Source organism: Ruminococcus sp. RTP21484sp1_RTP21277st1_D2_RTP21277_210401, assembly GCF_040924225.1.
Taxonomy (GTDB): Bacteria; Bacillota; Clostridia; order Lachnospirales; family Lachnospiraceae; genus Blautia_A; species Blautia_A faecis.
Genome location: NZ_JBCOMJ010000005.1, coordinates 33,843 through 59,102, shown reverse-complemented (window position 1 = coordinate 59,102; position 25,260 = coordinate 33,843). Strand labels below are relative to the sequence as shown.

Below are 25,260 nucleotides of genomic sequence, written 5' to 3'. Positions count from 1 at the left end.
GCACTTTTTTTATTTATCACTATTTTATCGCCCAAAGGGCAGAAAGGAGAATTTTTATGTCATCTATTATCATTGTAACAGGAAGGGTAACTGCCGATCCGGTTATGCAACAAGCAAAGAATTCCGGAACTGAATACATCAGTCTGGGGCTTGCTACCAACCAGAGAGGTCAAAGCGGAAAGGAAGAACCCATCTTCTATCAGTGTTACTGCAACAAGTTTCTTGCAGATCGACTGATAAAAGCCGGTGTCAAAAAATCAACGTGTCTCATGGTCTACGGAGATTTAGAACTCCATCCGTATATTCACCAGAAAGGCAATAATGCAGGTCAAGCAGCTATCACGCCGCAAATTATGGTAAAGGACTGGCAGTTCTTACCTGCGAATCGTAATGATACCAATGCAGCAACACCTGTACCGGGGAATCCAATGGTCGGAAATCCAAATGTTCCACCAGTACCAGCAAACGGTGCTACTTATAATGGAAACCCGGGAATGAATCCTTCCGGTACCGTGCCTACTGGCGCAATGCCAGTCAATAACAATATGATGCCACAGGCCGCACAACAGATGTCTTATGCTCCGGCAGGGGGATCGGCTTATGCACCACAGGGATTTACGGCTGGCAATGTATCTGGTGATGGATTTACCAATATTCCGGAAAATACACCACCACAGCAGCTTCCATTCCCGTAAATTATCAAAGATCCCTAAAATGAAGGAATTGCGACTTTCCAGTATCTACTGGTCTGCTGCAATTCCTTTTTCTATTGAAACAAACATGGAGGAAATGAAGTGAATACACAAAAGAAATTTCTTAAAGTTCTAAGTATGCTCACAATAATTTTGTTAATTGCAACTATATTCATACCAGGAAATGGAAATCGTAATGCAGTCGCAAGTATCGGAATCCTTGGCATCCTGCTGCTATTTCTTTCCACACTTCTTCCCAAAATCCATAAACTGACTCTAAACCTACTCAAGAACCAGGGCAAAACAAGCCCTTGGTCTTCTTTGAAATCATCTGAACCAGTTTCCGAAACAGAAGAATTGCTTTGGAGACAAATCAGCTATCAGATTACCGACAAACTACAGGCTGCATTTCCAAATGCAACATGGGAATTCCAGAAGCCGCCATCCATGAAGCAGCTCCTTTGCGGAAATCCCATACGTCTGAGAACCTTTCATACGGAGGACTACAACTTTGCGGAAGCACGTATGAACCAATACGGATATCTGGAACTTCAAATGCTGACCATTGCCAGCCTCAAAAAGACTGTCACAGTTACCGATGAGGACGATGTTCCTTTTGCTGATCCGGAATCCTGGTATTCCTTAATTGGCAAGAAAAAACTGGAGAACCTTATCGGACAGCTCCATGCGAAAGGACACCATAAACTCTATATTAATGAAAACGGGCAAATTTACATCCAAAATGGTGATACAGCGGAAATCAAGGATTGTTTTGATTATTTCCCGCCACGAAACTATTGGGATATTCTCATTTCCATCTTCCAAAAAGATGAATTGACCGCAAAAGAAAAGGACCAGGCACTAGAATTATCCTGGATAAAAGAATAAAGGAGGAAATACTATGCCAAATACAAACTTTGTCCCTAACTGGACTTTTGAAAGAACGCTACCATCTCCATTTGACAGCTATTCCGGGAAAAGTGCAGTGATGAAAGACATCGCTTCCAAATACTGTAATCAGCCTAAAAAACGGGCTACTCTCCATTCTGCTACTTTGCAGGCAGTTTTTTCTTATATGGATTTGGAAAATCCACCTGCTGGAAAAGCAGAGGAAGAACTCGGAGCCATTGGAAGCCAAGCAAACAATTTTACAATCGCAGAATATCCAAGCCGTACCGGGTTGCTGCATGTAGTGGTCTACAACCGTATGACTGGGAAATTTATAGCCGGAAAGTATGAAAAACCTTTGGATCTGGCCAGTAAACCAGAGCCATATCAGTTTAAAAAAGATGAAGATTCCGGAAGTGCTCTTTATTTTGCTTTAATGCCTACGTTTCTTTCTGATGACGAATTCAATGAAAAATATCAGGAATTAAAGCAACACCGTGATGACGGTTTCCCTGACCTGCCCAAAGCTGCAGAAACGGCTGCGGTTCTTTGTGATAACGTGTACCGCAGGATCCGTTATGGTGATTCCCTTCCTATCGGGAACATCAAAGTTGACACTCCTGCAAATGGCGTGCTCCAAAGACTTACACCACTGAATATCCAAAAAGGTGTTTATGCACCAACGGAAATTATCCAGGGTACCTTTCAGGTATTAAAAGGTGGACATCACTATACTGCTTCCGCCGTTTCAATTCCCAAAGAAGATTTTGTCGATAAATACATCCTGTCCAATTCTCGGACATTAACTTCCCAAGAAGAATCAACCGTTCCTATTCTCGAAGATTGGTATGTAATCCCAAAAGAAATCCAAAGAATATGCGAACATGCCAAATTAACAACTGACAGCAAGCAGCCTATGCGGAATTTTATGCTCCGTGGGCCTGCTGGAACGGGAAAGACCGAAGGTGCCAAAGCCATTGCTGCAGGACTTCACCTGCCTTACCGATGCATCACCTGCTCGGCAAATACAGAAATTTTTGACCTTCTTGGACAGATTTTACCTGATGTAGATGAAAAACAGCTTTCTTTGGTAGGGGAACTGCCCTCTTTTCAAGACATTACCCTAGATCCGGCTACTGCCTATGAAAAATTAACGGGTACTTATGATGAAAAAGTATCAGAAAATACAGTTTATGAAGAATTGATCCATCATATATCTGAGGAAATGAAACAGAAACAAGCTGCTACCTCCAACAGCCAACAGTTCCGCTATGTGGATACACCACTGGTTGAAGCCATCCGAAACGGCTATCTGGTAGAAATACAGGAGCCTACGGTGATTGCCAATCCTGGTGTACTGGTAGGGCTTAATTCCCTGTTGGACCGTTGTAACAGTGTATTTCTGCCAAACGGGGAAGTCATCCATCGGCATCCGGATACTACCATTGTAGTCACAACTAATCATGACTATGCCGGCTGTCGTCCCATGAACCAGTCTGTCATTTCAAGGATGAATATGGTCATAGATATGGATGAACCGGATGAAGAGACCATGGTAGAGCGTGTTCTTGCTATTACCGGATGTTCCGATAAAAAATCAGTACGTACCATGACACAGATTGTACGTTCCATCGCACAGTATTGTCAGGATAACCTGATAACAGATGGCTGCTGTGGAGTCCGGGAATTAATTGCCTGGGTTCAGTCTTTTATGGTATGTGGCGATATACAGGAAGCTGCTCATTATACCATTTTATCTTCCGTCACTGCCGATTCTGAAAGCCGTATCGAAATTGAAGGTTCTTGCTTGGATACAGTTCTTGCATCATAACACACTATTGAAGAACACCTTTTATACCGAAGCCGAACTACGCAAAACTCTGGCAGAAAATCTCGTTTATTTAAGAAAATCCAAGCAGACGAAACTCTCTCAGAAAGCCGTAGCAAGACTTCTGCATCTACCGGAAAAAACAATTATGAACTATGAAAATGGGCATACGCTTCCATCTGCTTACGCCGTCTTTCGGTTAGCCCAGTATTACGGCTGTACAATGGAAGATCTCCTAACCCAAAATATGAAAAAGAAAGAAAGGTGAAAAAATTGAATAACACTCAAAAAGCTTTAAAAAGAATGATTCGGGATACGGAGTCAAAAATCACTGATGAAGAACTCTTTCTTTCATCGGCTTTCCAAAAATACCAAACATCTCTGGCGAAAACGGCTACTGGCCGTTCTCGCTATGGACTTCAGGTGCTTATGGAATGGGACAGTTCTGAAAATGCAGACATCGCTTATACAGATAATTATAGAATTCACTGTAACGCCGCAAACTCGATAACCCAAAGCTTTCCTTCCCGATTTCTGCGGTCACAAAGCCTGACTGGTCTAACTGGACATGAAATCGGACATCTGCGTTACTCTGATTTTGCATCACTACAGCTTTATCTGACCAATATGGAAAATGGTTCCTTCTATCCAGAAGCACCAGACAATCTGCCTTCTGGATACAAGGCAAATCTGCAGGACATCTTAGATGCCATGGAAGAAAAAGATAACGCAACGTGTCTGACGCTATCCCGCTGTGCTGCACAGTTTAATAATATACTGGAGGACATCTACATTGAAGCCCGGATGTGTGAAGAATATCCCGGAACTTTTAAGCAGGGAATACAGATCAATAATCTGCGGATGTCTGAATTGATTCCTTCTATACAGGAACAAATTGACTGTGGCTATCAGCCGTTTTCCATTATGAGCAATTTAATTTTGTCTTATTGCCGGACTGGTAATATAAATAACCGCACGAATTATTCTGGAGAATACACAGACACCCTTTCAGACTGCATGGATTATATTGACGATGCTTTAATTGCCACACAGGGGAAAGAACGCTTACGTGCTTCCAACTATCTTTTAGTACTTTGCTGGAACTATATTCAGCCTATGGTAGAGTTAACCAGAGAGTCTTTAAAAAAGCAGGATAGTACCCAAGTTTGCGATGCTCTGGAGGATCTGCTGCGGAAAGAATCAGGTAGCGGATCTCCTCTTCCAACTGGTAAAAACGGAGGAATCCCTAAAAACATTCCAGGTCCTACAGTAAAATCAAAAACTCCTATAACCTGTGACTTATCTGGTCTTGATCCAAATTACAGACAAGATGCAATCAACCAGGCAGAAAAAGTACTGCAGGAAGAAGGAGGAAGAATTGAACTTGCTAAAACTACAGCAGTATTAGATGGAAATAATCCAGGAATCACATACGCATCACAGTATGCCGGTTCCGGTTATGAAAATGCAGCGAATGATCTTGCACGCATCCTAAATGATGTTGCTACGGAAAAAGCCCAAAATGATTATGAACAGGAATTAACAGAAGACTTGCAAAAATCGGCGGATGAAATACATTACGGAAATGCCCATGCAGGCATCCATGTAACAATCCACCGCATCAATCCCGTTTCCGACTTTTTTATCAAATCTTATCAAACAGTTGCTTCCCCTCTTTTGCGGACCTCCAAAAGGCTGCAAAGTTCCATTCTTCCTTTATTAAAAGAAGAGGCAGAAGGCGGGAAACAAAAAAACCTGTTATTTGGTAAAAGGCTGGATATGCGGGCTTTACACCGAAAGGACGGCGGTATCTTTACCAGAACCAGGCTTCCGGATGAAGAACAAAAACTTTCCGTGGGACTTTTGGTTGATGAAAGTGGTTCTATGGGCTGGGGAGATCGTATTACCCATGCCCGGAAAACTGCAATCGTGCTGTATGATTTCTGTATGAGCCTGGGAATTCCTATTACCATTTATGGGCATTCTACAGATTCTAAGGGTGTTGCTTTGTATTCCTATGCTGAATTTGATTCTCTGGATGCCTCTGACCGTTACCGGCTGATAGATATGTCTGCCCGTAATGGCAACCGGGATGGAGCTGCACTTCGTTATGTTGCGGAACACCTGGCAAAGCGTCCGGAATCACAAAAACTCCTCATCATAATCTCTGACGGACAGCCCGCAGATTGTGGGTACAGTGGTACGGAAGCAGAAGCAGATCTTCGTGGTATCAAGAATGAATATCGTAAACGTGGCATTGTGATCTTTGCTGCAGCAATTGGTGATGACAAAGAAAACATCCGCAGAATCTATCAGGATGGTTTTTTAGATATTACCAAATTAGAAGATTTGCCCAAAAATATGACACAGCTTGTAAAACAATATTTGAAATAGAAAGAAGGAAAACATACATGAGTGAAAATTATCAAAACTCAATTACAGATCAGATATGCAAAGTACAGACCAGTAAAAAATTAATTGCACTGTATGACCGCCTCCGCTACACAAGTTATAACAGCTATGCACAGCTTCATGCAAAAGGAGAATTTGAAGAAAATGGTCATAAAGTTCACTCCCTTATTGGAATCTCCATACAGGATTACTCTAGTGGTACCGGTGATAAAAATATTATCACCCGTTTTCATCTGGCACCCGAACAAATTCAATTTCTGCTGTCCAGAGTTGCCGCTGGCTTTCCTGAATTTGAATGGTCACAAAGTAAAATATTTGGTGTGCCGGATGGCAATGGCTATTCTACTGCACAACAGTTTTTTATTTCCCGCCACGTATATAACAACCAGCAGGAAATACTGACCAGCCCGTGGAGAATTCAAATTAATAACGGAAAAGGTATCAAGAAAAAGAATCATAACGGCGGCACTTATATGCAGGCTCAAAGTTTTATCTCTGAAAAAAGTGCTTTTATCCAATTGACAGATATGGATTTTTATATGCTGTTAAAACGTGCTGATTCTTATATCGTAAATTGGGAAAACTACGTTGCATCCTTCCTGATTCAAAACGGCAAACAACAATTTAAAAAGCAACAGGAAGCACGAATGGCACAAAACATACAGCCACATGAAATGTCTTCCTATATGCAGGAACAACCACAAGAGCAATATCTGAATGGTATGTATGTCGCTTAAAGAATTTCAACAAAGAAGCAGCCGAAAAGACTGCTTCTTTTTATAAAGGAAAGGAGATTTCTATGGATTATGCCACAACACTAAATATTGACCAACAAGGGCGGATCATTATTCCTGCCAAAGTAAGAAAAGCCCTACAACTTCATACAGGCGATGTATTGATGCTGGAAGCTGACACACGCAACATCTGTCTTCGTAAATGCGACTCCCATATCCCTATGGATATCCGGTTAGACAGTTTTCTGGATATTTTACATAGTAATGTCCCTTGCCGGATCCTGTTATGTAATCATTCCAAAATCATTGCTTCCAAGAATTATCATACAGCACTTAATATGCCTGTAACAGAAAGTATTCAAAGGCTTCTGCAACAGGGAAAGATGAAATTATTCTCTGAAAAGGAACGCATATACCCTACTATGACAGGAAAATATCCCATATCAGCCTTTTTCCCTATTTCTAAAAAAAACGAATTGGGTGAAACGTTGGGACTTTTACTGTGTACAAAAAATCAACAGCCTTTCAGCGAAATGGATTTAGGCTGTGCCAAAATGACTGCGGCGGCGATTTCCCGCTACATTCAACAAAATTATGAAAGGACGGTGATATAAAATGAATGACTTAATGCTGCATCGGGCAGCACAATTATTAGAAGCTGAATTTGGTCCCCAATGGCGTACTGTCGCTGACATGCTTGGAACGGAAGGATTGCGAAAACGTGTGGGAAAGGAACTGACTTCTTTCATGGCATACCCAGAACGGGGCGAAGGCGGTAACAGCCAGTGGCGTGGTAACTGCTCTCCCGAAGTGATTGCAGCACTTCTACGCTATTGCCTGGACGATAAGCGATATTACGGAAAAGATATCAGCACCTTTACCCTCTTAGATCCTATGAGTGGCTCTGGGACTTCAAAGGCGGCGGCTGACCGTTATCAGGTACGTTCCCTGCTCTATGATCTAAATCCGGCACCTGCTTATGGAAAAGGTAACTGGAATGCCCTAAAAGATGAAGTGGAGGATTCCGCTGATCTCATCTTTTTCCATCCACCTTACCATAATATGATCCAGTATTCCGGAAATATCTGGGGAAACCCTCACCCGGACGACCTATCCCGCTGTGAAAACTATTCGGATTTTTTAGAAAAACTAAATCACTGTATCCGGAAATTTTTCCTGGCACTTCGGAAAGGTGGCAGGCTTGCCATACTGGTAGGCGACATGCGGCTCCATGGTAAGTTCTATAGTATGCAGCATGATTTAATGCGGATGGGTGATTTTGAATCTTTTCTGGTAAAGGGCCAGTTTAATTGTGTTTCCGACAATCGGACGTACAAAAAGCCTTTCATTCCCATTGTGACAGAATATGCTCTGTTGCTGAAAAAAACGGATTCTTTCATTATCCCCTTCAGCATCCGGCAAGAAGGTGTGTTTTCTGTACAAAATACAGATATTCTTGCACTGACTTGGCATCATCTAATCCGGATGACAATGGAGAGTATTGGAGGAAGAGGGGCTTTAAAAGACCTGTACGCTTTATTAAAAGAACACCCAAAAGCGAAAAAGAATCCGCATTATCAGGAACGTATCCGTGCCACCTTATATGAACACCCAGACGAATATATACCTGTATCGAAAGGATATTTTCGTTTGAGTTACTCGGTTACATAAAAACGAGCCATGAAAAACAGATTTTCTATGACGCTACAAAAGGAGTGTGAACACTATGACAAATCGAAAGCACCATGTGAAAGATAAACAAATAACGACACTCTCAGGATGGTTTCATTCTCCGCTACGGGTTGGGGAACGTGCTATTATTTCTGGGGTCAATGGTTTCTCTATTCTGACATCTCCTATCCTAACGATTTTGGAAGTATCAAATGACAGTATCGTTTTCGAAACAGAAAATACCATTTACCATTTGGTTCATACACCAGAGACCGTATCGGAAGTGATGTGTGCTTGAATAACATATATGAATTGGGAAGCAAGCTTTGTGAATTACTTTCAACTTTAAAGAAAAACCGGGAATACGTTCCACTTGAAATTTTACAGACACAGTATCGGGTTCCTTATGAAACCCTAAAAAAGCAAATTGGTGATACAGCGACAGCTTTTGTAAAAGAAATTACATTATCAAAGCTTATGATAAATCCAGATGTGTCTCTGGAAGAGCAGATTTCTGTTATCCAACAAACCATTACAACATCCGGGATACTCAAAGAAATGGGCTATACCTTATCAAAACTGTATGATGTGGAACTACTGCACAGGCAGGCATTAAAATTAAGGACATATATTGAGGATGCTCTATATCCATATATTGCCCTTCAGGATTGCCTTGTAGTTGATATGGAACGTATAGAGGATACGCCAATTATCTACAATACAATTACCCAAAAGGTTTATGAGAATGGGCAATGGAGTAAACAGGATTTGGATCTGCATGGGAAACTATTAATCTATGTAAAATCCAGTCCTCCTATGCCTGCAGCAACAGAACAAATAAACAATGGATTCTAAATTCAAGAATTTTTTATGTCAAGAAGGGAAACTTTTATGGGTTTCCCTTCTTATGAAAATAATTTCAGTTGTTCATATTCTGCTGTCCGATTCAACAGTATGGGCTTCTTAGCAAGAATAAATTCTACCGCTGCATCCTCCATAATCCAATCTTCCAGTTCTTGTCGTTCCAAAAGCAATGGCATCCGTTCATGCACCGGTGCTACAGAAGCATTTGCCTGCGTAGTCAGAATTACAAAACGATTTTGACCATTATAGATTTGATAACACCCTGCCATAAATAATGTGGCATCCTGCTTTGGACTTTGAAAAGTATATTTTTCTTTGTTTTTACACCATTCGTAAAAGTGATGGGCAGGAATCACACATCTTCGATGCAGCACACTGTCCCGAAAGGTCTTCTTGTCCAGTATAGCCTCTACCCTTGCATTGATAAGCAATCCCTTTCCCTGGAACCTCGGAAATCCCCACTGCATCTGCCTTGCAGCCACTTCCCTACACTCCTTTGTAAGTACAATTGCAGATTCAGACGGATGGATGTCCTGCCCATGCTCTATGATGCAGCCGATATACCGCTTCCCAGGACAAGAAGGCAGAATTTACATCTATATGAAAAATCACTTTTTCCAAACTCACGTTCTCCTCCTTTATATCCCATTATATAGAACATATGTTCTGAAATCAAGAGATAATATTTTCCATATCCATGCTTTCTCTATATATAGTAATTTTCTTCTCAGATTAAACAATATATAGTGCTTTTATATTGACACATACTATATACAGTGTTACACTTACTATGTAATTATTATTTGTGTCATCCGGAAAGGATATACGCACGCAGTTTAGGTTTGTAAAAGTGTCAGAAGTATACCACGCTACCAGCAGGGACTTCTGGCTTTTTTTATTTTGCAGGAAACTGCACGCATTAAAGAATGAACATCCATGTCATTCTCTTTTTTTATGCCTGAACGCAAAGAAAGGAGGAATGAAAGCCGGAACAAATAAGAATTACAACTATACCATAGAAAAGGAGACAAGAATAAAATGAACCACTCTAATGAATTATCAAACGTGGAAAAAATCAAACAACTGGTGGACTATCTGAATTTACAGCGTAACGCTTATTATAATGAGAACAGTCCGAATATCAGTGATGCGGAATATGACCGAATCTTCGATGAATTAGTGGAATTAGAAAAGCAGACAGGCTTTGTCTTATCCAATTCACCGACACAAACCGTAGGCTATACTCCCATCAGTGAACTTCCCAAAGTAAAGCATCCGGTCCCTTTGCTCTCTTTAGATAAGACAAAGCAGGTACAGGACTTGATAAGTTTTGCCGGTAAGCAGCCAGTTCTGTTTATGCTGAAGTTGGACGGATTAACGACTAAATTGGTCTACGAAAATGGAACACTTGTAGAGGCTTCCACGCGTGGCGACGGAGAAATTGGGGAACTTATCACCCATAACATCCCTGCATACGTTGATGTCCCTCTCTCAATTCCATATAAAGGCCGGCTGGTGATTGTTGGAGAATCCTTCATCCCAACCAATGACTTTGAGCGTTTAAAAGAAACCCTCCGAGATGGAAAAGGAGAACCTTACAAAAATGGGCGAAATCTGGCTTCTGGCTCTGTGCGAAGTCTTGATCCGGCAAATTGTGCAGGGCGCTGTCTGCACTTTATGCCTTTTAATGTTCTGGAAGGTCTGGACTCTCCATTTCTCTTTCCAGACAGCAGAGCTATGAAAATTTCCAGCCTGCTTGACTATGGTTTTCAGCCTTGTCCTTATATTGCTGCAAACCAGCCTTTAACCTCGGAACTTGTAAACCAGTATATTGAAAAACTGACTGATCTGGCAGGCAAAAAGCATCTGCCTATTGACGGAATCGTAATGATTTTCGACAGTCTGGACTATTCCCAAAAATGCGGGCGTACCGGACATCATTATAAAGATGGACTGGCTTTTAAGTTTGAAGATGAAACTTACGAAACCACTCTTCGCAATATAGAATGGACACCCACCCGTTTCGGAGAAATTGCACCAGTGGGAATTTTTGACCCTGTGGAAATTGACGGATGCTTTGTTTCCAGAGCAACCCTGCACAATCTGACCTTTATCAAAGAATTAGAATTGGTGCCAGGTTGTAGAATTTCTGTATCAAAACGCAATATGATCATTCCTCATATTGAGGAAAACCTGGAACGTGGTCATTATGTAAATGCAGTTCCTCCTGCATGTCCATGCTGTGGTTCTCAGACTCGTATCTATCAAAGAAAAGGAAATGATGGGCGTCTCATTGAAACAGTGCATTGTGACAATCCCAACTGTGATAGCCAGATCCGAAAACGCTTTACACATTTCGTTGGAAAAAAAGCAATGAACATCGAGGGACTCTCCGAAACTACCTTGGAAAAATTCCTGACTTTGGGTTATCTCCAGACATTTCCGGATATTTACCATCTAAATGAACATCAGGAAGAAATCTTACAGTTGGAAGGTTTCGGTAAAAAATCCTTTGAAAGATTATGGAATTCCATTACTTCCAGCCGGAATACTACCTTTGTCCGATTCCTGGTTTCCATGGATATTCCTATGGTCGGACGAACCAAAAGTAGGATTTTGGATACAGTATTCCACGGCAGTCTGCAGGAATTTTTTGACGCTGCCTCTGGTGACTATGATTTCACCCAGTTAGATGACTTTGGTGATACTCTGAATCAGAATATCCATGACTGGTTCTCTGATGAAAACAATCTAATTCTCTGGCACGAACTCCAAAAAGAACTTATATTTGAAGAAAGAAAGGAAATGAACACTATGATGAAAGAAAATGTATTTACAGGATGTACTATCGTTGCAACAGGAAAACTTGCTCATTTTACAAGGGATGAAATCAACTCCAAGATCATTGAGCTTGGAGCAAAAGCCGGCAGTTCTGTCACAAAAAAGACAGATTATCTAATTTGTGGGGAAAAAGCCGGCAGTAAATTAGCAAAAGCCCAGTCTCTCGGCATTAAGATTTTATCTGAAGATGAGTTTCTTGAAATGATTGCGTAAGGAGAAATCTATGAGTATCATTACATCCGTTTTTCATATCTATGGATTTCTTATTACAGAAGAGGCTGCTAATCTTATCCTTCGATATACAGAGGAAGTTTTTCCTGATTTATACAAAGAGTTCTCTGATCCAGAATCACTCTTAGCCTTTCAGGAATATCTTTGTGAGAAACTTGATGGCTGTCGTTATGGCACTGCTGAGTCTATGACGGTATGGAGGATCAAAGATCAGGAAGAACTGGACTTAAATCCAGGAGAAGAATTTTATATCATTGAACTTAAAAATTCTTCCCACTTATTTTCACAGGCGTATTCTTCTTATACGGAAGTTATCCAAGAAATTCAAGAAACGTTTGGTGAATTACTTCCTCCCGATTTTCCATTAGATGATTTTCTTGTGGAAATCATGGGCGAAGTTTGGGGATAGTGAAATGGGGTGACGCCCCATTTCAAACATCTTTTGCAACTTTACATTTATAGTTATTTTACCGTTGGAAAGCACCTTCTTTTTTGATATAATGAAAGCAAATGGAGGGATAACGTATATGAGTATTCAATCAGATATAGAGATGCTATCAATTGAAGCACTGGAATATTATGCTAAAAAGCACCAAATATCAGAAGACGATGCCTTTAATATTTTCTACAAACATCAAGTATTTGAAAAAATACTGGTACAACACGAAACGTTGCACCAATTAGATATTCATGATACTTTTCAATACGTAGAAGATATTATAGAAGAAGATACGCCCACGCTTGTTCTTTTCCATGGCTCCAATATTGCATTTGATAAAATCGATTTGAACAAATCACATAACCGTCGTGATTTTGGTCGTGGATTTTATTGCACAGTTCTCGAACAGCAGGCAAATGAATGGGCGAACCGCCTGTACTTGCGTACTCATACTGGCGGCAAATATGTGTATCGGTATATCTTCCAGCAATCCGAGGAACTAAAAATCAAACATTTTGCCACCTTGGACAAGGAATGGTTGGAGTTTGTCAAACTCAACCGTACTGTCGGCGATATCCAGCATCACTATGATGTTGTAATTGGGCCTGTTGCGGATGATAATACCATGGAAACTGTACAACTTTATTTGTCCGGTATCTTGAGCGTGGATGAAGCGGTTACAAGGCTTCGGTATAATAAGGTTAATAATCAGGTTTCCTTTCACACCCCACTTGCTCTTGAACATCTGGTATTGGAATCTCGAAAGGATGTGTAAAACATGGAAGGTAAATATTTTTTTAACGGAAAAGATATTTCAATGAATCTGTATATTCAGATCCGGGATGTTATCGATATTATTATGGAAAAGAGTAATCTTTCCTTTCCGGATGCCATGGGCAAATTTTATCATTCAAAAACTTACAAGGCCCTACAAAATACAGAAAATACTCTTTGGGCGGAATCTGCCGGCTATATTGCAGACCGCTATTACGAAGAACAAGAAGAAGCACAAATAAACAAATAACAAACAAAAAAATATGTTTAAGAAGGAACTGCTTACCATAAGCGGTTCCTTTTTTGTATAAGAAAGAAGGGATTACATGTATATTAATACCTATTCGAATCATTACCAGCAAACAATTGACCACTTTCATGGAGCATACGCTTTTCTTAGTAACTTCTATCCTTCCCGGATATATTACCGGGGCTACTGGTATGCAAATAATGAGGCTGCTTTCCAGGCACAAAAGACACTTTCCCCTAAAGAACAGCTTCAATTTACCAAATTAAGGAATCCAAAAGATGCAAAAAAACTGGGAAGAGAAGTGCAGCTCCGTTCAGACTGGGAAAGAGTAAAGCTTATGTACATGTATGAAATTTGTATGTGCAAATTCATGCAGAATCCTACCCTATGTAAAGCATTACTTGCTACTGGGAATTGTCACCTTGTTGAAGGAAACAACTGGGGAGATTACTTTTGGGGTTCTGTAAATGGTCATGGCGAAAATCATCTGGGCAAAATTCTTATGGATATACGTGCAAAGCTTCAATTTGAATGTTAAAACATAATTTATCCAATTTTGCACTGTATGAACTGCAAATATTTTGCTATAATGAAAGATAGATTTTAAAGAAAGGATTTGTGCTTATGTATCTGAAGCGTTTTGTCTATGACCGTCTTCTGGATTGGAAAAATGAAGGAGGTCATAGTACCCTGGAAGTCGGTGGAGCTCGTCAGGTTGGAAAAACCTACCTGATACAGAAATTCGCTGACGAAAACTACAAACACAAAATTTATATTAACCTGTTTGAATTAAGCGGCAAACAGTTTATGGAATGTTATAAACAGGCAACCGACTGGACACCTAGAACAAAACGGCGGGAGCATCCTCTCCATGATGCCTTCCAGTTATATGAGCCGGACTTTATTGATTCCGATGATACCGTCATCATTATTGATGAAATTCAGGAATCATCGGAAATTTATAACCGCATCCGGGAGTTCACCCGACAGTTTAAAGCCCATTTCATCGTTACAGGTAGTTATCTTGGAAGAATTTATGATCCGGAGTTTCGCTATTCCAGCGGCGATGTCACCAAACTCACCATCTATACGCTTTCTTTTGAGGAGTTTTTGATGGCCTATGATCAGAATCTGTATGGCGATTACAAAAAAATATCTCTTGTTTCCTCTGAAGCAGAAGTCTATAATCGCTTAAAGGAAACCTATGAGCTGTACTGCCAGATTGGTGGCTATCCCAAAGTGGTCGAAAACTATCTGGAAAACCGGAACATCGTAAAAGCTCAAGGCGAACTCGTAAAAATCATTGATACCTTTACCAATGAATCCATTCGCTATTTTACGGATATTTTGTATACCAAAGTGTTTACCCATATTTTCTTTTCCATCTGCCGTATTTTAAATCGTGAAAAGAAAGGATTTTCAGAAGACAGCATCAGTGAAGAATTGCAAAAACTGGTAACCAACGACTACTCCAGCAATATTTCAAAGGCTACCTGCAACCGTGCCATTAGCTGGCTGTACTTTTCTGGAATCATTGGATTCTGTGCAAAAATAACAGAAATGGACATTCTGGATTTTAAGTCTGCAAGCCGCTGCTACTTCATGGATATGGGGCTGGCAAATTATTATCTGACACGTACCGGTACCGATTCCCGTGTACTTGCAGGCACATTAAATGAAAATTATGTCTATATCAACCTGAAGAAACGCCAGGATTTTCCACCGGAAATTTCCTTTGAAACCCCAGCTTTTGCTACTTACCGAGGCGGAGAAATTGATTTTTTGGCACAAAGCCTATCTTCTTCCACCCGATATTTAATAGAAGTAAAAGCCGGAAAAGGGACTGCTTCCACTGCCCAGAAAGCTCTGGCTCAGGGAAAAGCAGATAAGCTTCTTTATTTAAAAGGGGCAACCAAAGGAGGAATAGACGGAAAAACAGAAACACTGCCTATTTATTTATTGGAACAATACAAGTTTAATTAAATTTATGTTTACGAAGAGACTACTTGCGAGTGGTCTCTTTTTATTTAGAAGGATCACGAAAAACACAGCACTGAATTAGTGAAAATTTATGAATTTATGAGAATTGGCATAGATGTGATGTTACGGAAAAGGGGTATGGATTTATTCTATTCCCTCTTTTGTCAATGCCAATTCCCATCAAGAAAGGAAGAATTACATGAACAATACAACAACTGAATTACAATGGGGAGATGTCATCTTCAAACCTGGACAACGTGTGCGGACAACCGATGCCAGCGATTATGCAGGATTGGATGGTGTTATTTTGGAAATTCATACCGGCGAAGATAAAGAAACCGACAATCTGACTCCTGATATTCACTGTTGCTTTGATTTTCCTGAGTCTGAAGCAGACATTCGGAAACTAGAGGAACGCTTTTCTTCTCTTTACAATATGCCAAAAAAACTGGATGATCTTGCTTTGGATGAAGTGATTATGTCCCCGGATGAACTGATTTCTATTCCAGAAGAACCCTCTCGTCTTCTTCATTATATTGGTACAGACGAATGGGCTCGCCCGGTATACCAGGATCAATATGGGAAGTTGTGGAAAGATGTAGAACTTGGTGACTTTGAAATTCCTCATCTGCACTCTGCAGTCGGAAATGAATTTGATGGAGAACCGGATATGCCTATCCGGAAACCATTTAGAATTTTAACAGATAAACCGAAAAATCCTTATGAATTTCAGTACATGATGCTTAGTCGTTTACAAAGCGACTGTGAGTATTACTTGAATTACGGAAACCGTTGTACTGGACATCTGTACTATCACAATGAAAGCAAACAAATTGCCGCCATGAAAAAACTCTGGAATGAATTTCCGGATGATGGGAAACCAGAATGGTTGACATGGAAACAAATCCTAGAATACGAAAAAGCAATGTGTTCAGACACAAAATAATAGAACCGCCATAAAAATATTTTTTTTAAGGAGAATGATTATGAATTCAATAAAAGAACTAAAAGAACAATTAGGATATGAAGAAATCGGTCTCGATGATACATTTACATTTCACTGTACCCAATGCGGAAAGTGCTGCATTCACCGGGAGGATATTCTCTTATCCCCGAAAGATCTGTTTAACATAGCAAAAAAATTTCAAATTACACCAGCGGAAGCCTTGGAACAATATTGTGAAACTTATATTGGATGTAACTCCCGTTTCCCGATAGTCCGCCTGAGACCACAAGGAAGTGTCAAACGCTGCCCTTTATTAAAGGATCAGAAATGTTTGGTTCATGATGTAAAACCGACTGTCTGTGCCATGTTTCCGATTGGTCGGTATCTTACCCTTTCTGCGGATGATAGTTTTCCGAAAAATCCAGAAGAACTGTCTGTTGGATATATCTTTAATAATCCTGAGTGCGGAGACGGAATCGAAACACATACCGTCCGGGAATGGTTTCGTAGTTTTAACATTCCACTAAAAGATGACTATTTCTTTACATGGACAAGAACACAGGCAACACTCTGCAAACATCTACAATTTCTGGAAGAACACATATCAGAAAAGACCATGATTTCAATATGGAATGCTACTTTGATAACTCTGTATCTGAACTATGATATTACAGAAGATTTTCAAACGCAATTTCAGCAAAATTCAGATGCAATCCTATCCTTAATTGAAACACTAGGAACTGTTGACATTCCTAAGAAATCATAAACAACTATAAATACTTTGAGCCGACCAGTTTTGGACGGCTCTTTTTCATATCACTTTACATTCTGGCAGCTCTTTTGTTTCCTGTTCTTATCACACGCAATCCATTCATCCAAAGTAAGCGGCTGATAATTTGAATACATACAAAAACAGTTAATCATATTACATGGAATATGCTGTGTTTCCCCCTGTGTATTCAGAAATGTTGTTTCAGATGTGATTCCTTGAAATCTTTCCAGCAATCTCTGATCCTGCGTATCGTGTACATGTCCATACAACATATAGGTTTTTGGGTTTCCTTCTGCATTCAATTTATACTGTCCGTTATAACACATAATAGGATAATGACAAAGTATCACTTTTCTCTTATTATCGCTAAGTTCCTCATACATTTTAATCCACTCAAAGCGTGAACTGTCGAAGTTTGGATCCTTGACATAGTGGTCATGGTTTCCCTGTATCAGATATAGACGTCCGTTCAATTTCTGAAGCAACTGGTTTGTTTCTTCAGATTTCCCCCATGATAAATCCCCTAAGATAACAACTTCATCCCTATTACGCACTTTACTATTCCACTGTTTCAGCATATAATCATTCATTGCATTTACATTTGCAAATCCACGTTTATCCATTTTTGTATTCAAATTTTCATGAAAGAAATGTAAATCTGCAATATAATATCTCATTTTATATCATTCCCTCAATCTTGTTTAAATTATCAATATTTACAACTGCCCAGAACACTCTTTTTAAATCTTTCCCTTTCAAAGTTGATGCCGGGATTACCGAATCTTTACCAAATTCCTGAATAAACTGATTTCTGAGTTTACGAATTTTTTGTCCTTTTTCTGGTCCCGATAAATGCTCCATACCTAATTTTTTTTCAATCTCTAATGCCTGTTTTACCTTATCCCAACCCATGCCTGAAATCATCAGTTCATACATCAAGCGAACCAGGGATGCTCCGCAGGCAACCGTTTTGGGATCATACTGCACTTTCCTGTTTAAATATAACGAATGAAAATCATTAATAAACTTTTTCAATTCTGCATCTTCACCGCTATCGGCTTGTTGATAACGCAAAAGCTGTTTCTCAACATCTTTTACGATATATTTAGGTTCATAATCTCTTCCCTCCAGCGTGCTCCCCAGTGTAATCTTCCTTGTATTCCATTCTTGTTCTGCCCGTTTTAAATACTTTTCTTTCACAACAGAGCATTGCATCTCGGATATACAGTTTCTGGACAACATCATAATATCATAGAACTGCTTCACCTGTTCATCCAGCCTTTCATTTTGTACGCCAATCGTATTACAACCTAATGTGGTGAGCTTATCCGCAAATAAATAATTCAATGGAAGGATCTGATAGTTCCATGAACTGTTTACCGCAAATATGTTTTCTCCCGTTCTTCTTTCATATTCCCATTTTTCTGGCTGGAGAATAAATTCTATTTTTAATTCCTGATAGGGAATACTCTCTCTCTCCATATTACGTTCTGCATTGGATAGTACAGAAGGAACTTTCGTGTAATATGTATGTAATGGAAGATTTGTTTTCGGATTCTTAGGGCTATGTTTATGAAAGTAAAACAATTCGTCTTCTGTCCCCAAATATTCTTCGATTTTCCTCAATGTTTTCTTTATTTCCTCTTCTGTTCCAAAAAATAACATATCAATGTCTACACTTGTTCTTTGAGCATCCCTTGGCAGATAAAACTGCGTGGCTGCACCACCTTTCAATATTATTTTATCTCCTAGTATTTTCTGAATATGCAAGAATAATTCAAGATCCCATAAAAACAGTTCCATTCTCGCCATATTTTTAAACCCAAATTCTTCCATTCTCTTCTGAAAGGTTTCTCTCTGAAATGCTTCCTCTTTATGAAATAACTTTTTGTAATCCAAATTTTATTCTTCCCTTCTAAGTATTTTTCCAAACTCTATTGCCGAATCTGTAATAAACCGATTTTCAACGATAAAGCGAATATCATATTGTATATTCCTTCTTGATGCTACTGTTATCAGCTTCTTTTTATCTATATTTCCCAATCTGCTGAGATTCTGATAAATTCTTACCAATTCTTGCAATGATAGTGGATATCCGTTTCTCGTTATTGCAAAATAAAGATCTGCAAAAGCCTTCTCTATACTTGCCAGACCTTCACTACTGTACTGAAAATCCTCCGTTGTGTATAAAATCACCTGCATATTATGGCTACCTGAAAACATAGCATCTTCATACATTTTTTTCGTGTATTGTGGTTCTATCACCTCAAATCCTTCTGCTAATAAATTGTTATATATTTCCTCTTTTGCTGCTTTTTCAATAAATGCAATGACAGGATATTGTTCTGGTATGTGTAACATATATTTTGCCAAAATATCCAAACCGGATATATAATAATAAAATCCCAGCTCATCCATGTAATTTTTCAATTTTTGGGCTGTTTCACATAAAATAATTCCCTGTCTGCCTTTCAAATCATTGAAGGAAAATACACCGTTTCGCACTCTCTTAATGTAACCCGCCTCTACTAATTTAGAAAGATTCCAATATAAAGTAGACTTTTTTAACTCCGGGAAAAGGGGAATTACTTCATCTGTATAAAAGGTAGTTTGATTCCCAAGATTTTGTTTGATTATCTCGTATTTTTTTTCTAATGCTGTTTTGCTATTCATACTACACCTACTTTCTTTTCGTAGTATATCACATAGCACCTATAAAAACAATAAAATAAACGCAAAGTTTATATTTGCGTTTATTTTATTGTTTTTATTTATAATTCAATCTATTTGCAAATATATTTGTAATTTCAATAAAAAATACGCAAATACTATATTTGCGTATTTTTATTGAAACTCACTAGAACTGCAACAGCAGCTCATATAGCATCCTATAACGTTTTCCAATCCAGCCTATTCTTTATAATGGAATGATCCTTGGAACTTGTACTCCTGCTGTAATTCCCATTTCTATCTTTCTCCTATAATCCCGAAAACTATGGATACGAAACCCAGGCATTCCCCAAGCACAAGAAATTTTGCGAACATAGTACTCGTTTGATTTTGTGAATATTTTCCCTTGCTTCCTGTGCAATAACTTCATAATCCGTAACGACTGAGTTGAAATCTTAGGAAACGTTCCATTAACTTTTTTATACAAATCTCCTCTTTTGGTTTCTTCCAAAATAATAGTTTTTCCATGCATACAGGACCATTCTATACATGGAATATCTGCACTTCTTATCCCTGTTTCCATTGCAATTCTCAAAAATAAGGAAGTTTCAAAATCCTTTTTATATAGGAATTGATCTGCTATCATCTTGTAATGATCAACAAAAAAAATTTCTCCTATCTTTCTTTGTAGTTCTGCCAAAGATATGCTATTCAGCCATTCCAGTTTTCCTCTGTATTTTTCAACAAATATCATCCACTGCTCAGCTTCAAAAGATTGCCTCAAATCACGGATAGCCTCTGGCCAACATTTTCTTTGTCCAGGTAACAATAAACATACCATTTTCTGTAAAAATTTTTCTTCACTATTCGGATTCCACTGTATTAAACGCTTTAGTTCTTCATAGGCTTGATTTACTTTATATTCCATTGTACTATTTCTCATCTTCAGATTCTCCCTCGTATGGCTCTAAAATCTTTGAAGCCCTCTCCACAAACATCCTGTCTGCCCCTGAAATCTCATATTCTTTCCAAAGTGTCTTATGTATCTGTTCCTCTGTTAAATCCCTACACTTTTCTTGCAGCATACGGACAAATGGATATATCATAGTCGCATGAATATTTTTCCCGGACCGTACCATATCTCCTTCCATTTGATATGCTTCCTGTAAGCATTCCAGTATAATGCGAACATCCGTAACACTTTCTCTCATTGCGCTTCCCCTCATCAGGCTTATCCTCCTATTTACATACGTACTCTCAGTCCATCTAATCTCGACACGTTCAGTCCAACCAGATACCAGTCATCTCCCATTTCAATTCGGACCGGAACCCAAACATCTTTCACCTTTACATCGAAACATTCCCCGCAATGTAGTCCTCCATAAAAAGATTCCAAATCAAAACGTATATCATACCTCCCTGTTTCAGTATCATAAAACAATGTTCCTTCTCTGTGTTCACTCATAACATCTGCCTCCTTAAATTTTTCTTTTACTTAGTAATTACCTCATACCTATACAGATTGAAGAAATTCCGGAAAATTTTCATAAAAGTTTTTCCGATACCGATAATAGGTAGAAGAAGTTAACCCCAACTCCCGCTGCAGTTGTGTCGGTGTTACCTTCTTTTGTACCACCCTCATAAATTCCTGGTTAAACTTTTCCTGTTCTATAGCCCGTGGTCTTCCTACTTCATCCCATTCACCCCGAAGCCTTTTTGCCTCCATACCTTCCTTTTGTCGCTTCTCCTTTTTCTCCATCTCTGCCTGTGCCATGGATGCATAGAGTTCAATCATCATATTATTGATTGTTTCTATCATCATCTTTGCCAGATTATTTTCCATCTGAGACAGGTCAAACAACGTGGTAGGAAGTTCCAATACCATTACCCGAACCCCTTTTTCTTCTAAAAAACGTAGCTGCTTTAAAATCTCCTGCTTGTTCCTGCCAAGTCTGTCCAGCTCTGTAATAATCAGGGTATCCCCTACCCGTAAAACATCTTCCACAAGAACGGTATAACGTGGTCTGTCAAAATTTTTACCGGTTATCTTATCTGTAAAAATACTTTCCAGTTTAATTTTCTGATTTTCACAGAACCTCTTTATTTCTATAATACCTCGGTCCAAGTGTTGTTCCTTAGTACTGATTCTGTGATACCCATAATATGCCATACGTATCCCCCTTTATACATTCCCAAAAAGTCTTAAAATATTTTGGCATATCTCAAAACTTTCTTATATACTTTTTGGAAATAAAAAAATAGCCTATTACATCTCCCATCAAAAAGCATACTTTTTGGGAGGTGACTTTCACTACTTCTGTACGCAAGATGGCATAAAAAAGCAACAAAAAAAGACAGAGGTTTTTAAAAATTTCCTCTGTCTTCAGATCAACTATTCTGGAAAGATGTCCATCTTTTTTCCTTCAAACTTATATCCTACACCTCTCACTGTTTTAATATAGCGGCACTGCTTTAGCTCCGGTTCAATTTTCTTTCTCATACTGGATACCAGACAGTACACAATATTATCAATGCTTTCCGGCAATTCCTCGTTATAAAGAATCTCAAAAATTTTTTCTTTGGTAAATATCACACCTGGTCTCCCTGACAAAAGCATAAACAATTCATACTCTGCTTTCGTTAAGACGATCTCCGTCTGTCCTCTATAAATCTTATGATAATCCGGATAAATCCTAAAATCGGAATTTTCTTCATCCTCTCCCCGGATGTTTTTTATATTTTCCACTACATATTCTTTGTATCCCAATACAGTTGAAATAGTTACTTTCCCCAAGCTACACTTCCCTTCTGTTTTCTCTTATTTAGAAATCTCATCACACAGATTCCTTTTAAAAATGATTCTCTATTCTCCATTCATCGATAAGCTGGACAACCTGCGTTAAATTGGTATACCAGATATAATGTCCTCCATTTACAATATATAACTGGTGATTACCAGATTCTAAATCCAATTGATTTCTATGAGCAGTCTCCCATGCCGGAACATTTTGTACATTCTCTGAAGAAATCATGGTTAATACAGGAAGTGCCGATGGGAATTTTTTATTCTTTATAGAGAGTAATGATTGATCCATCCCGTTCACTTCATTTCTAATCGTATCGTTGCTGCTTAAAGAATATGCCTGAATGTATTCCTCCCTATCACTCTCCGTATAAGTGTACCCGGAAACCTGTGGTAATGCTGCCCCATATTTATCTGGATCTGTTTTCAGTGCCATCTGGAATTCTTCCAAAGAAGAAAAAGAATTCTTGATTTTCTGAAATTCATCAATTCCCTGCAGCATATATTTCTTTTCCATTTCCATAGCCTCTGCCAGTTCTTCATCATATACCGTATTATCAACAGCAATGAAACCTTTTACTTTTTCGGGATAATTCTGTACAAAGTTGAGTCCATATACTCCAGAAATCGAATGTACCAGCAATACACACTGCTTAATTCCCATGGTGTCCAGTGCAGCATTCAATTCACTATTGATATTATCTACAGTTCGATCCGTTGCTGCAACATCACTAAGCCCATATCCAAACGGCTCTACAATCACTATGTTAAAACTCTCATCTAAAGATTGTGCCAGAGGTTTGAAGTAGATATGCGGTGATGGAACTCCCAGAGCCGGCATCATCACCAATGTGGTTTTTCCTTCATCTGCAAATGTTTCTCCACTTGCATCCAATTTTCCATACAAAGCAAGATGCATATTATTCCCTTTCACCGTGATATATTTACTCGCATATCCAACTTGTGTTGCTCCCATAGCATATACCATATTAGAATTCCCTACCAAAAATGCAAACAGCATCGCAACCGTCACAATTCTTGAGATTTGCTTTTTGTATCTTCTCATACGCTCCCTCCTAAGTAAATTATTTCAAATATTTTTTCAGTTCTTCTACCTTGTCTAATCTTTCCCATGGAAGGTTGAGATCATTTCTTCCAAAATGTCCATAGGCTGCCGTCTGTTTATAGATTGGACGGCGGAGATTCAACGTCTGAATGATTCCTGCTGGTCGCAGATCAAATTCTTTTCTTATCATATCTACCAGACTCTCATCTGAAATTTTCCCGGTTCCAAAGGTGTCTACCATAATAGAGGTCGGATGAGCCACCCCAATTGCGTAAGACAACTGAATTTCACATTTTTTTGCTAGACCTGCAGCCACAATATTCTTCGCAACATAACGAGCAGCATAAGATGCAGAACGATCTACTTTCGTACAGTCTTTTCCAGAAAAAGCTCCGCCGCCATGCCGTGCCATACCACCATAGGTATCTACAATAATCTTGCGTCCTGTTACACCACTATCTCCGTGAGGACCACCGATGACAAAACGCCCTGTTGGATTGATGAAAAATTTTGTATTCTCATCTACCAGTTCTGTTGGAATAATCGGTTCCAATACATATTTTTTTATATCATCGTGAATCTGCTCCTGTGTCACATCTGGATCATGCTGTGTTGACAGAACCACTGCATCCAGCCGGTGCGGAATACCTGCTTCGTCATATTCTACAGTAACCTGACTCTTACCGTCCGGTCTTAAATAATTCAACAAACCATCTTTACGAACCTGAGTAAGCTGCCGAGTCAATTTGTGTGCCAGTGAAATTGGATATGGCATAAATTCATTCGTTTCGTCACATGCGTAACCAAACATCATACCCTGATCCCCAGCACCAATTGCATCAAGCTCTTCTTCTGACATTTTGTGTTCTTTTGCTTCCAATGCCTTATTCACACCCAAAGCAATATCTGCTGACTGCTCATCAATTGCCGTTAAGACGGCACAGGTATGTGCATCAAATCCATAATCTCCGTTGTCATAACCAATTTCTTTAATCGTTTCTCTTACCACCTGCTGCATATCTATATACGCATTGGTCGTGATTTCTCCCATCACTAATACCATACCCGTTGTAATTGCAGTCTCACAGGCCACTCTGCTCATCGGATCCTTCTCCATAAGAGCATCCAATATGGCGTCTGATATGGCATCACAAATTTTGTCCGGATGTCCTTCTGTTACCGATTCTGAGGTAAATAATCTTTTCTCCATAGTAAATTCTCCTTTGTATCAATATTTCATATTTGTCAATAACATAAAATATCTTTACTATGATTACTATATTTTTTGTCTACATTGTACTTTTTTCTGTCCGGTTGGTTTTATCTTTAAACCAAATGACTTTGCTATTCTTCTATGAAATAACATATCCATCTAATTAAATCAAAATATTAGCAAGAC

General features: G+C 39.1%; 29 protein-coding genes. 18 read left to right on the top strand and 11 right to left on the bottom strand.

The window, feature by feature from the left end:
• Nucleotides 1-56: 56 nt before the first annotated feature.
• The 10 genes from AB5706_RS05345 (at nucleotide 57) to AB5706_RS05300 (ending at nucleotide 9,080) form a co-directional block, all read left to right on the top strand.
• Nucleotides 57-695: a single-stranded DNA-binding protein gene (locus AB5706_RS05345; RefSeq protein ID WP_015526835.1), complete on the top strand. Its 639-nt coding sequence runs from the start codon at nucleotides 57-59 to the stop codon at nucleotides 693-695.
• A 99-nt stretch (nucleotides 696-794) separates the two neighbouring features.
• Nucleotides 795-1,580 (top strand): hypothetical protein, encoded by a 786-nt coding sequence (locus tag AB5706_RS05340; RefSeq protein WP_117851423.1) that lies wholly within the window; start codon nucleotides 795-797, stop codon nucleotides 1,578-1,580.
• Nucleotides 1,581-1,593: 13 nt separating this feature from the next.
• Complete coding sequence (locus AB5706_RS05335) at nucleotides 1,594-3,411, top strand: AAA family ATPase (protein ID WP_117942306.1); 1,818 nt, start codon at nucleotides 1,594-1,596, stop codon at nucleotides 3,409-3,411.
• Entirely contained in the window at nucleotides 3,299-3,676 is a 378-nt protein-coding gene (locus AB5706_RS05330; RefSeq protein WP_227209930.1) for a helix-turn-helix domain-containing protein, read from the top strand. The genes AB5706_RS05335 and AB5706_RS05330 overlap by 113 nt, the downstream gene beginning before the upstream one ends.
• A gap of 5 nt (nucleotides 3,677-3,681) precedes the next feature.
• A complete protein-coding gene (locus AB5706_RS05325; protein WP_179966208.1) occupies nucleotides 3,682-5,802 on the top strand; it encodes a vWA domain-containing protein in 2,121 nt (706 codons plus the stop codon).
• Nucleotides 5,803-5,819: 17 nt separating this feature from the next.
• On the top strand, nucleotides 5,820-6,557 hold the full coding sequence (locus AB5706_RS05320; protein ID WP_025580519.1) for a hypothetical protein: 738 nt from the start codon (nucleotides 5,820-5,822) through the stop codon (nucleotides 6,555-6,557).
• A gap of 62 nt (nucleotides 6,558-6,619) precedes the next feature.
• Nucleotides 6,620-7,168: an AbrB/MazE/SpoVT family DNA-binding domain-containing protein gene (locus tag AB5706_RS05315; protein WP_059085279.1), complete on the top strand. Its 549-nt coding sequence runs from the start codon at nucleotides 6,620-6,622 to the stop codon at nucleotides 7,166-7,168.
• A 1-nt stretch (nucleotide 7,169) separates the two neighbouring features.
• Nucleotides 7,170-8,225 (top strand): TRM11 family methyltransferase, encoded by a 1,056-nt coding sequence (locus tag AB5706_RS05310; RefSeq protein ID WP_173702534.1) that lies wholly within the window; start codon nucleotides 7,170-7,172, stop codon nucleotides 8,223-8,225.
• A gap of 55 nt (nucleotides 8,226-8,280) precedes the next feature.
• Complete coding sequence (locus AB5706_RS05305; RefSeq protein WP_015526832.1) at nucleotides 8,281-8,523, top strand: hypothetical protein; 243 nt, start codon at nucleotides 8,281-8,283, stop codon at nucleotides 8,521-8,523.
• Nucleotides 8,520-9,080, top strand: a complete 561-nt coding sequence (locus AB5706_RS05300; RefSeq protein ID WP_025580515.1) for a hypothetical protein — start codon at nucleotides 8,520-8,522, stop codon at nucleotides 9,078-9,080. Before AB5706_RS05305 ends, AB5706_RS05300 begins: the two co-directional genes overlap by 4 nt.
• Nucleotides 9,081-9,130: 50 nt before the next feature.
• On the opposite strand, the gene AB5706_RS05295 is transcribed toward AB5706_RS05300, so the two are convergent.
• Entirely contained in the window at nucleotides 9,131-9,619 is a 489-nt protein-coding gene (locus AB5706_RS05295; protein ID WP_226840011.1) for an SOS response-associated peptidase, read from the bottom strand.
• A gap of 508 nt (nucleotides 9,620-10,127) precedes the next feature.
• On the opposite strand from AB5706_RS05295, the gene ligA reads away from it, so the two are divergent.
• The 8 genes from ligA to AB5706_RS05255 all read left to right on the top strand — a co-directional run bounded on the left by ligA (nucleotide 10,128) and on the right by AB5706_RS05255 (nucleotide 17,316).
• Nucleotides 10,128-12,143 (top strand): NAD-dependent DNA ligase LigA, encoded by a 2,016-nt coding sequence (gene ligA, locus AB5706_RS05290; protein ID WP_368182498.1) that lies wholly within the window; start codon nucleotides 10,128-10,130, stop codon nucleotides 12,141-12,143.
• 10 nt (nucleotides 12,144-12,153) lie between these two features.
• Nucleotides 12,154-12,570: a hypothetical protein gene (locus tag AB5706_RS05285; protein ID WP_004223763.1), complete on the top strand. Its 417-nt coding sequence runs from the start codon at nucleotides 12,154-12,156 to the stop codon at nucleotides 12,568-12,570.
• A gap of 118 nt (nucleotides 12,571-12,688) precedes the next feature.
• On the top strand, nucleotides 12,689-13,375 hold the full coding sequence (locus tag AB5706_RS05280) for a DUF3990 domain-containing protein (RefSeq protein ID WP_015526830.1): 687 nt from the start codon (nucleotides 12,689-12,691) through the stop codon (nucleotides 13,373-13,375).
• Between the two features lie 3 nt (nucleotides 13,376-13,378).
• The gene (locus AB5706_RS05275; protein ID WP_004223767.1) at nucleotides 13,379-13,624 is read left to right on the top strand and encodes a hypothetical protein; all 246 of its coding nucleotides are present in this window, start codon (nucleotides 13,379-13,381) and stop codon (nucleotides 13,622-13,624) included.
• A 76-nt stretch (nucleotides 13,625-13,700) separates the two neighbouring features.
• Nucleotides 13,701-14,162 carry an NADAR family protein gene (locus AB5706_RS05270; protein WP_173702222.1) on the top strand — a complete coding sequence of 154 codons (462 nt, stop codon included), beginning with the start codon at nucleotides 13,701-13,703 and terminating at the stop codon, nucleotides 14,160-14,162.
• A gap of 86 nt (nucleotides 14,163-14,248) precedes the next feature.
• Complete coding sequence (locus AB5706_RS05265) at nucleotides 14,249-15,607, top strand: ATP-binding protein (protein WP_173702221.1); 1,359 nt, start codon at nucleotides 14,249-14,251, stop codon at nucleotides 15,605-15,607.
• A gap of 196 nt (nucleotides 15,608-15,803) precedes the next feature.
• A complete protein-coding gene (locus AB5706_RS05260) occupies nucleotides 15,804-16,550 on the top strand; it encodes an LPD11 domain-containing protein (protein ID WP_015526828.1) in 747 nt (248 codons plus the stop codon).
• 40 nt (nucleotides 16,551-16,590) lie between these two features.
• Complete coding sequence (locus tag AB5706_RS05255; RefSeq protein WP_015526827.1) at nucleotides 16,591-17,316, top strand: YkgJ family cysteine cluster protein; 726 nt, start codon at nucleotides 16,591-16,593, stop codon at nucleotides 17,314-17,316.
• Between the two features lie 50 nt (nucleotides 17,317-17,366).
• Here AB5706_RS05255 and AB5706_RS05250 read toward each other — a convergent pair whose 3' ends face one another.
• From AB5706_RS05250 to metK, 10 genes are all read right to left on the bottom strand, one after another.
• Entirely contained in the window at nucleotides 17,367-17,999 is a 633-nt protein-coding gene (locus AB5706_RS05250; protein WP_015526826.1) for a metallophosphoesterase, read from the bottom strand.
• A 1-nt stretch (nucleotide 18,000) separates the two neighbouring features.
• Nucleotides 18,001-19,158: a nucleotidyl transferase AbiEii/AbiGii toxin family protein gene (locus tag AB5706_RS05245; RefSeq protein ID WP_147417360.1), complete on the bottom strand. Its 1,158-nt coding sequence runs from the start codon at nucleotides 19,156-19,158 to the stop codon at nucleotides 18,001-18,003.
• 66 nt (nucleotides 19,159-19,224) lie between these two features.
• Entirely contained in the window at nucleotides 19,225-19,995 is a 771-nt protein-coding gene (locus AB5706_RS05240; protein WP_117457421.1) for a DUF6577 family protein, read from the bottom strand.
• A 244-nt stretch (nucleotides 19,996-20,239) separates the two neighbouring features.
• Nucleotides 20,240-20,935, bottom strand: coding sequence for a hypothetical protein (locus tag AB5706_RS05235; protein WP_118309299.1), 696 nt, complete (start codon nucleotides 20,933-20,935; stop codon nucleotides 20,240-20,242).
• On the bottom strand, nucleotides 20,925-21,218 hold the full coding sequence (locus AB5706_RS05230; RefSeq protein WP_004842192.1) for a hypothetical protein: 294 nt from the start codon (nucleotides 21,216-21,218) through the stop codon (nucleotides 20,925-20,927). Before AB5706_RS05230 ends, AB5706_RS05235 begins: the two co-directional genes overlap by 11 nt.
• A 17-nt stretch (nucleotides 21,219-21,235) precedes the next feature.
• Nucleotides 21,236-21,457, bottom strand: coding sequence for a DUF5348 domain-containing protein (locus AB5706_RS05225; RefSeq protein WP_004842190.1), 222 nt, complete (start codon nucleotides 21,455-21,457; stop codon nucleotides 21,236-21,238).
• A 48-nt stretch (nucleotides 21,458-21,505) separates the two neighbouring features.
• Nucleotides 21,506-22,162, bottom strand: coding sequence for a recombinase family protein (locus AB5706_RS05220; RefSeq protein ID WP_004842188.1), 657 nt, complete (start codon nucleotides 22,160-22,162; stop codon nucleotides 21,506-21,508).
• Between the two features lie 222 nt (nucleotides 22,163-22,384).
• Nucleotides 22,385-22,786, bottom strand: coding sequence for a winged helix-turn-helix domain-containing protein (locus AB5706_RS05215; protein ID WP_025579072.1), 402 nt, complete (start codon nucleotides 22,784-22,786; stop codon nucleotides 22,385-22,387).
• Between the two features lie 55 nt (nucleotides 22,787-22,841).
• Entirely contained in the window at nucleotides 22,842-23,861 is a 1,020-nt protein-coding gene (locus AB5706_RS05210; protein WP_015526822.1) for an alpha/beta fold hydrolase, read from the bottom strand.
• Nucleotides 23,862-23,880: 19 nt separating this feature from the next.
• On the bottom strand, nucleotides 23,881-25,071 hold the full coding sequence (metK, locus tag AB5706_RS05205) for a methionine adenosyltransferase (protein ID WP_118309298.1): 1,191 nt from the start codon (nucleotides 25,069-25,071) through the stop codon (nucleotides 23,881-23,883).
• Nucleotides 25,072-25,260 lie beyond the last annotated feature (189 nt).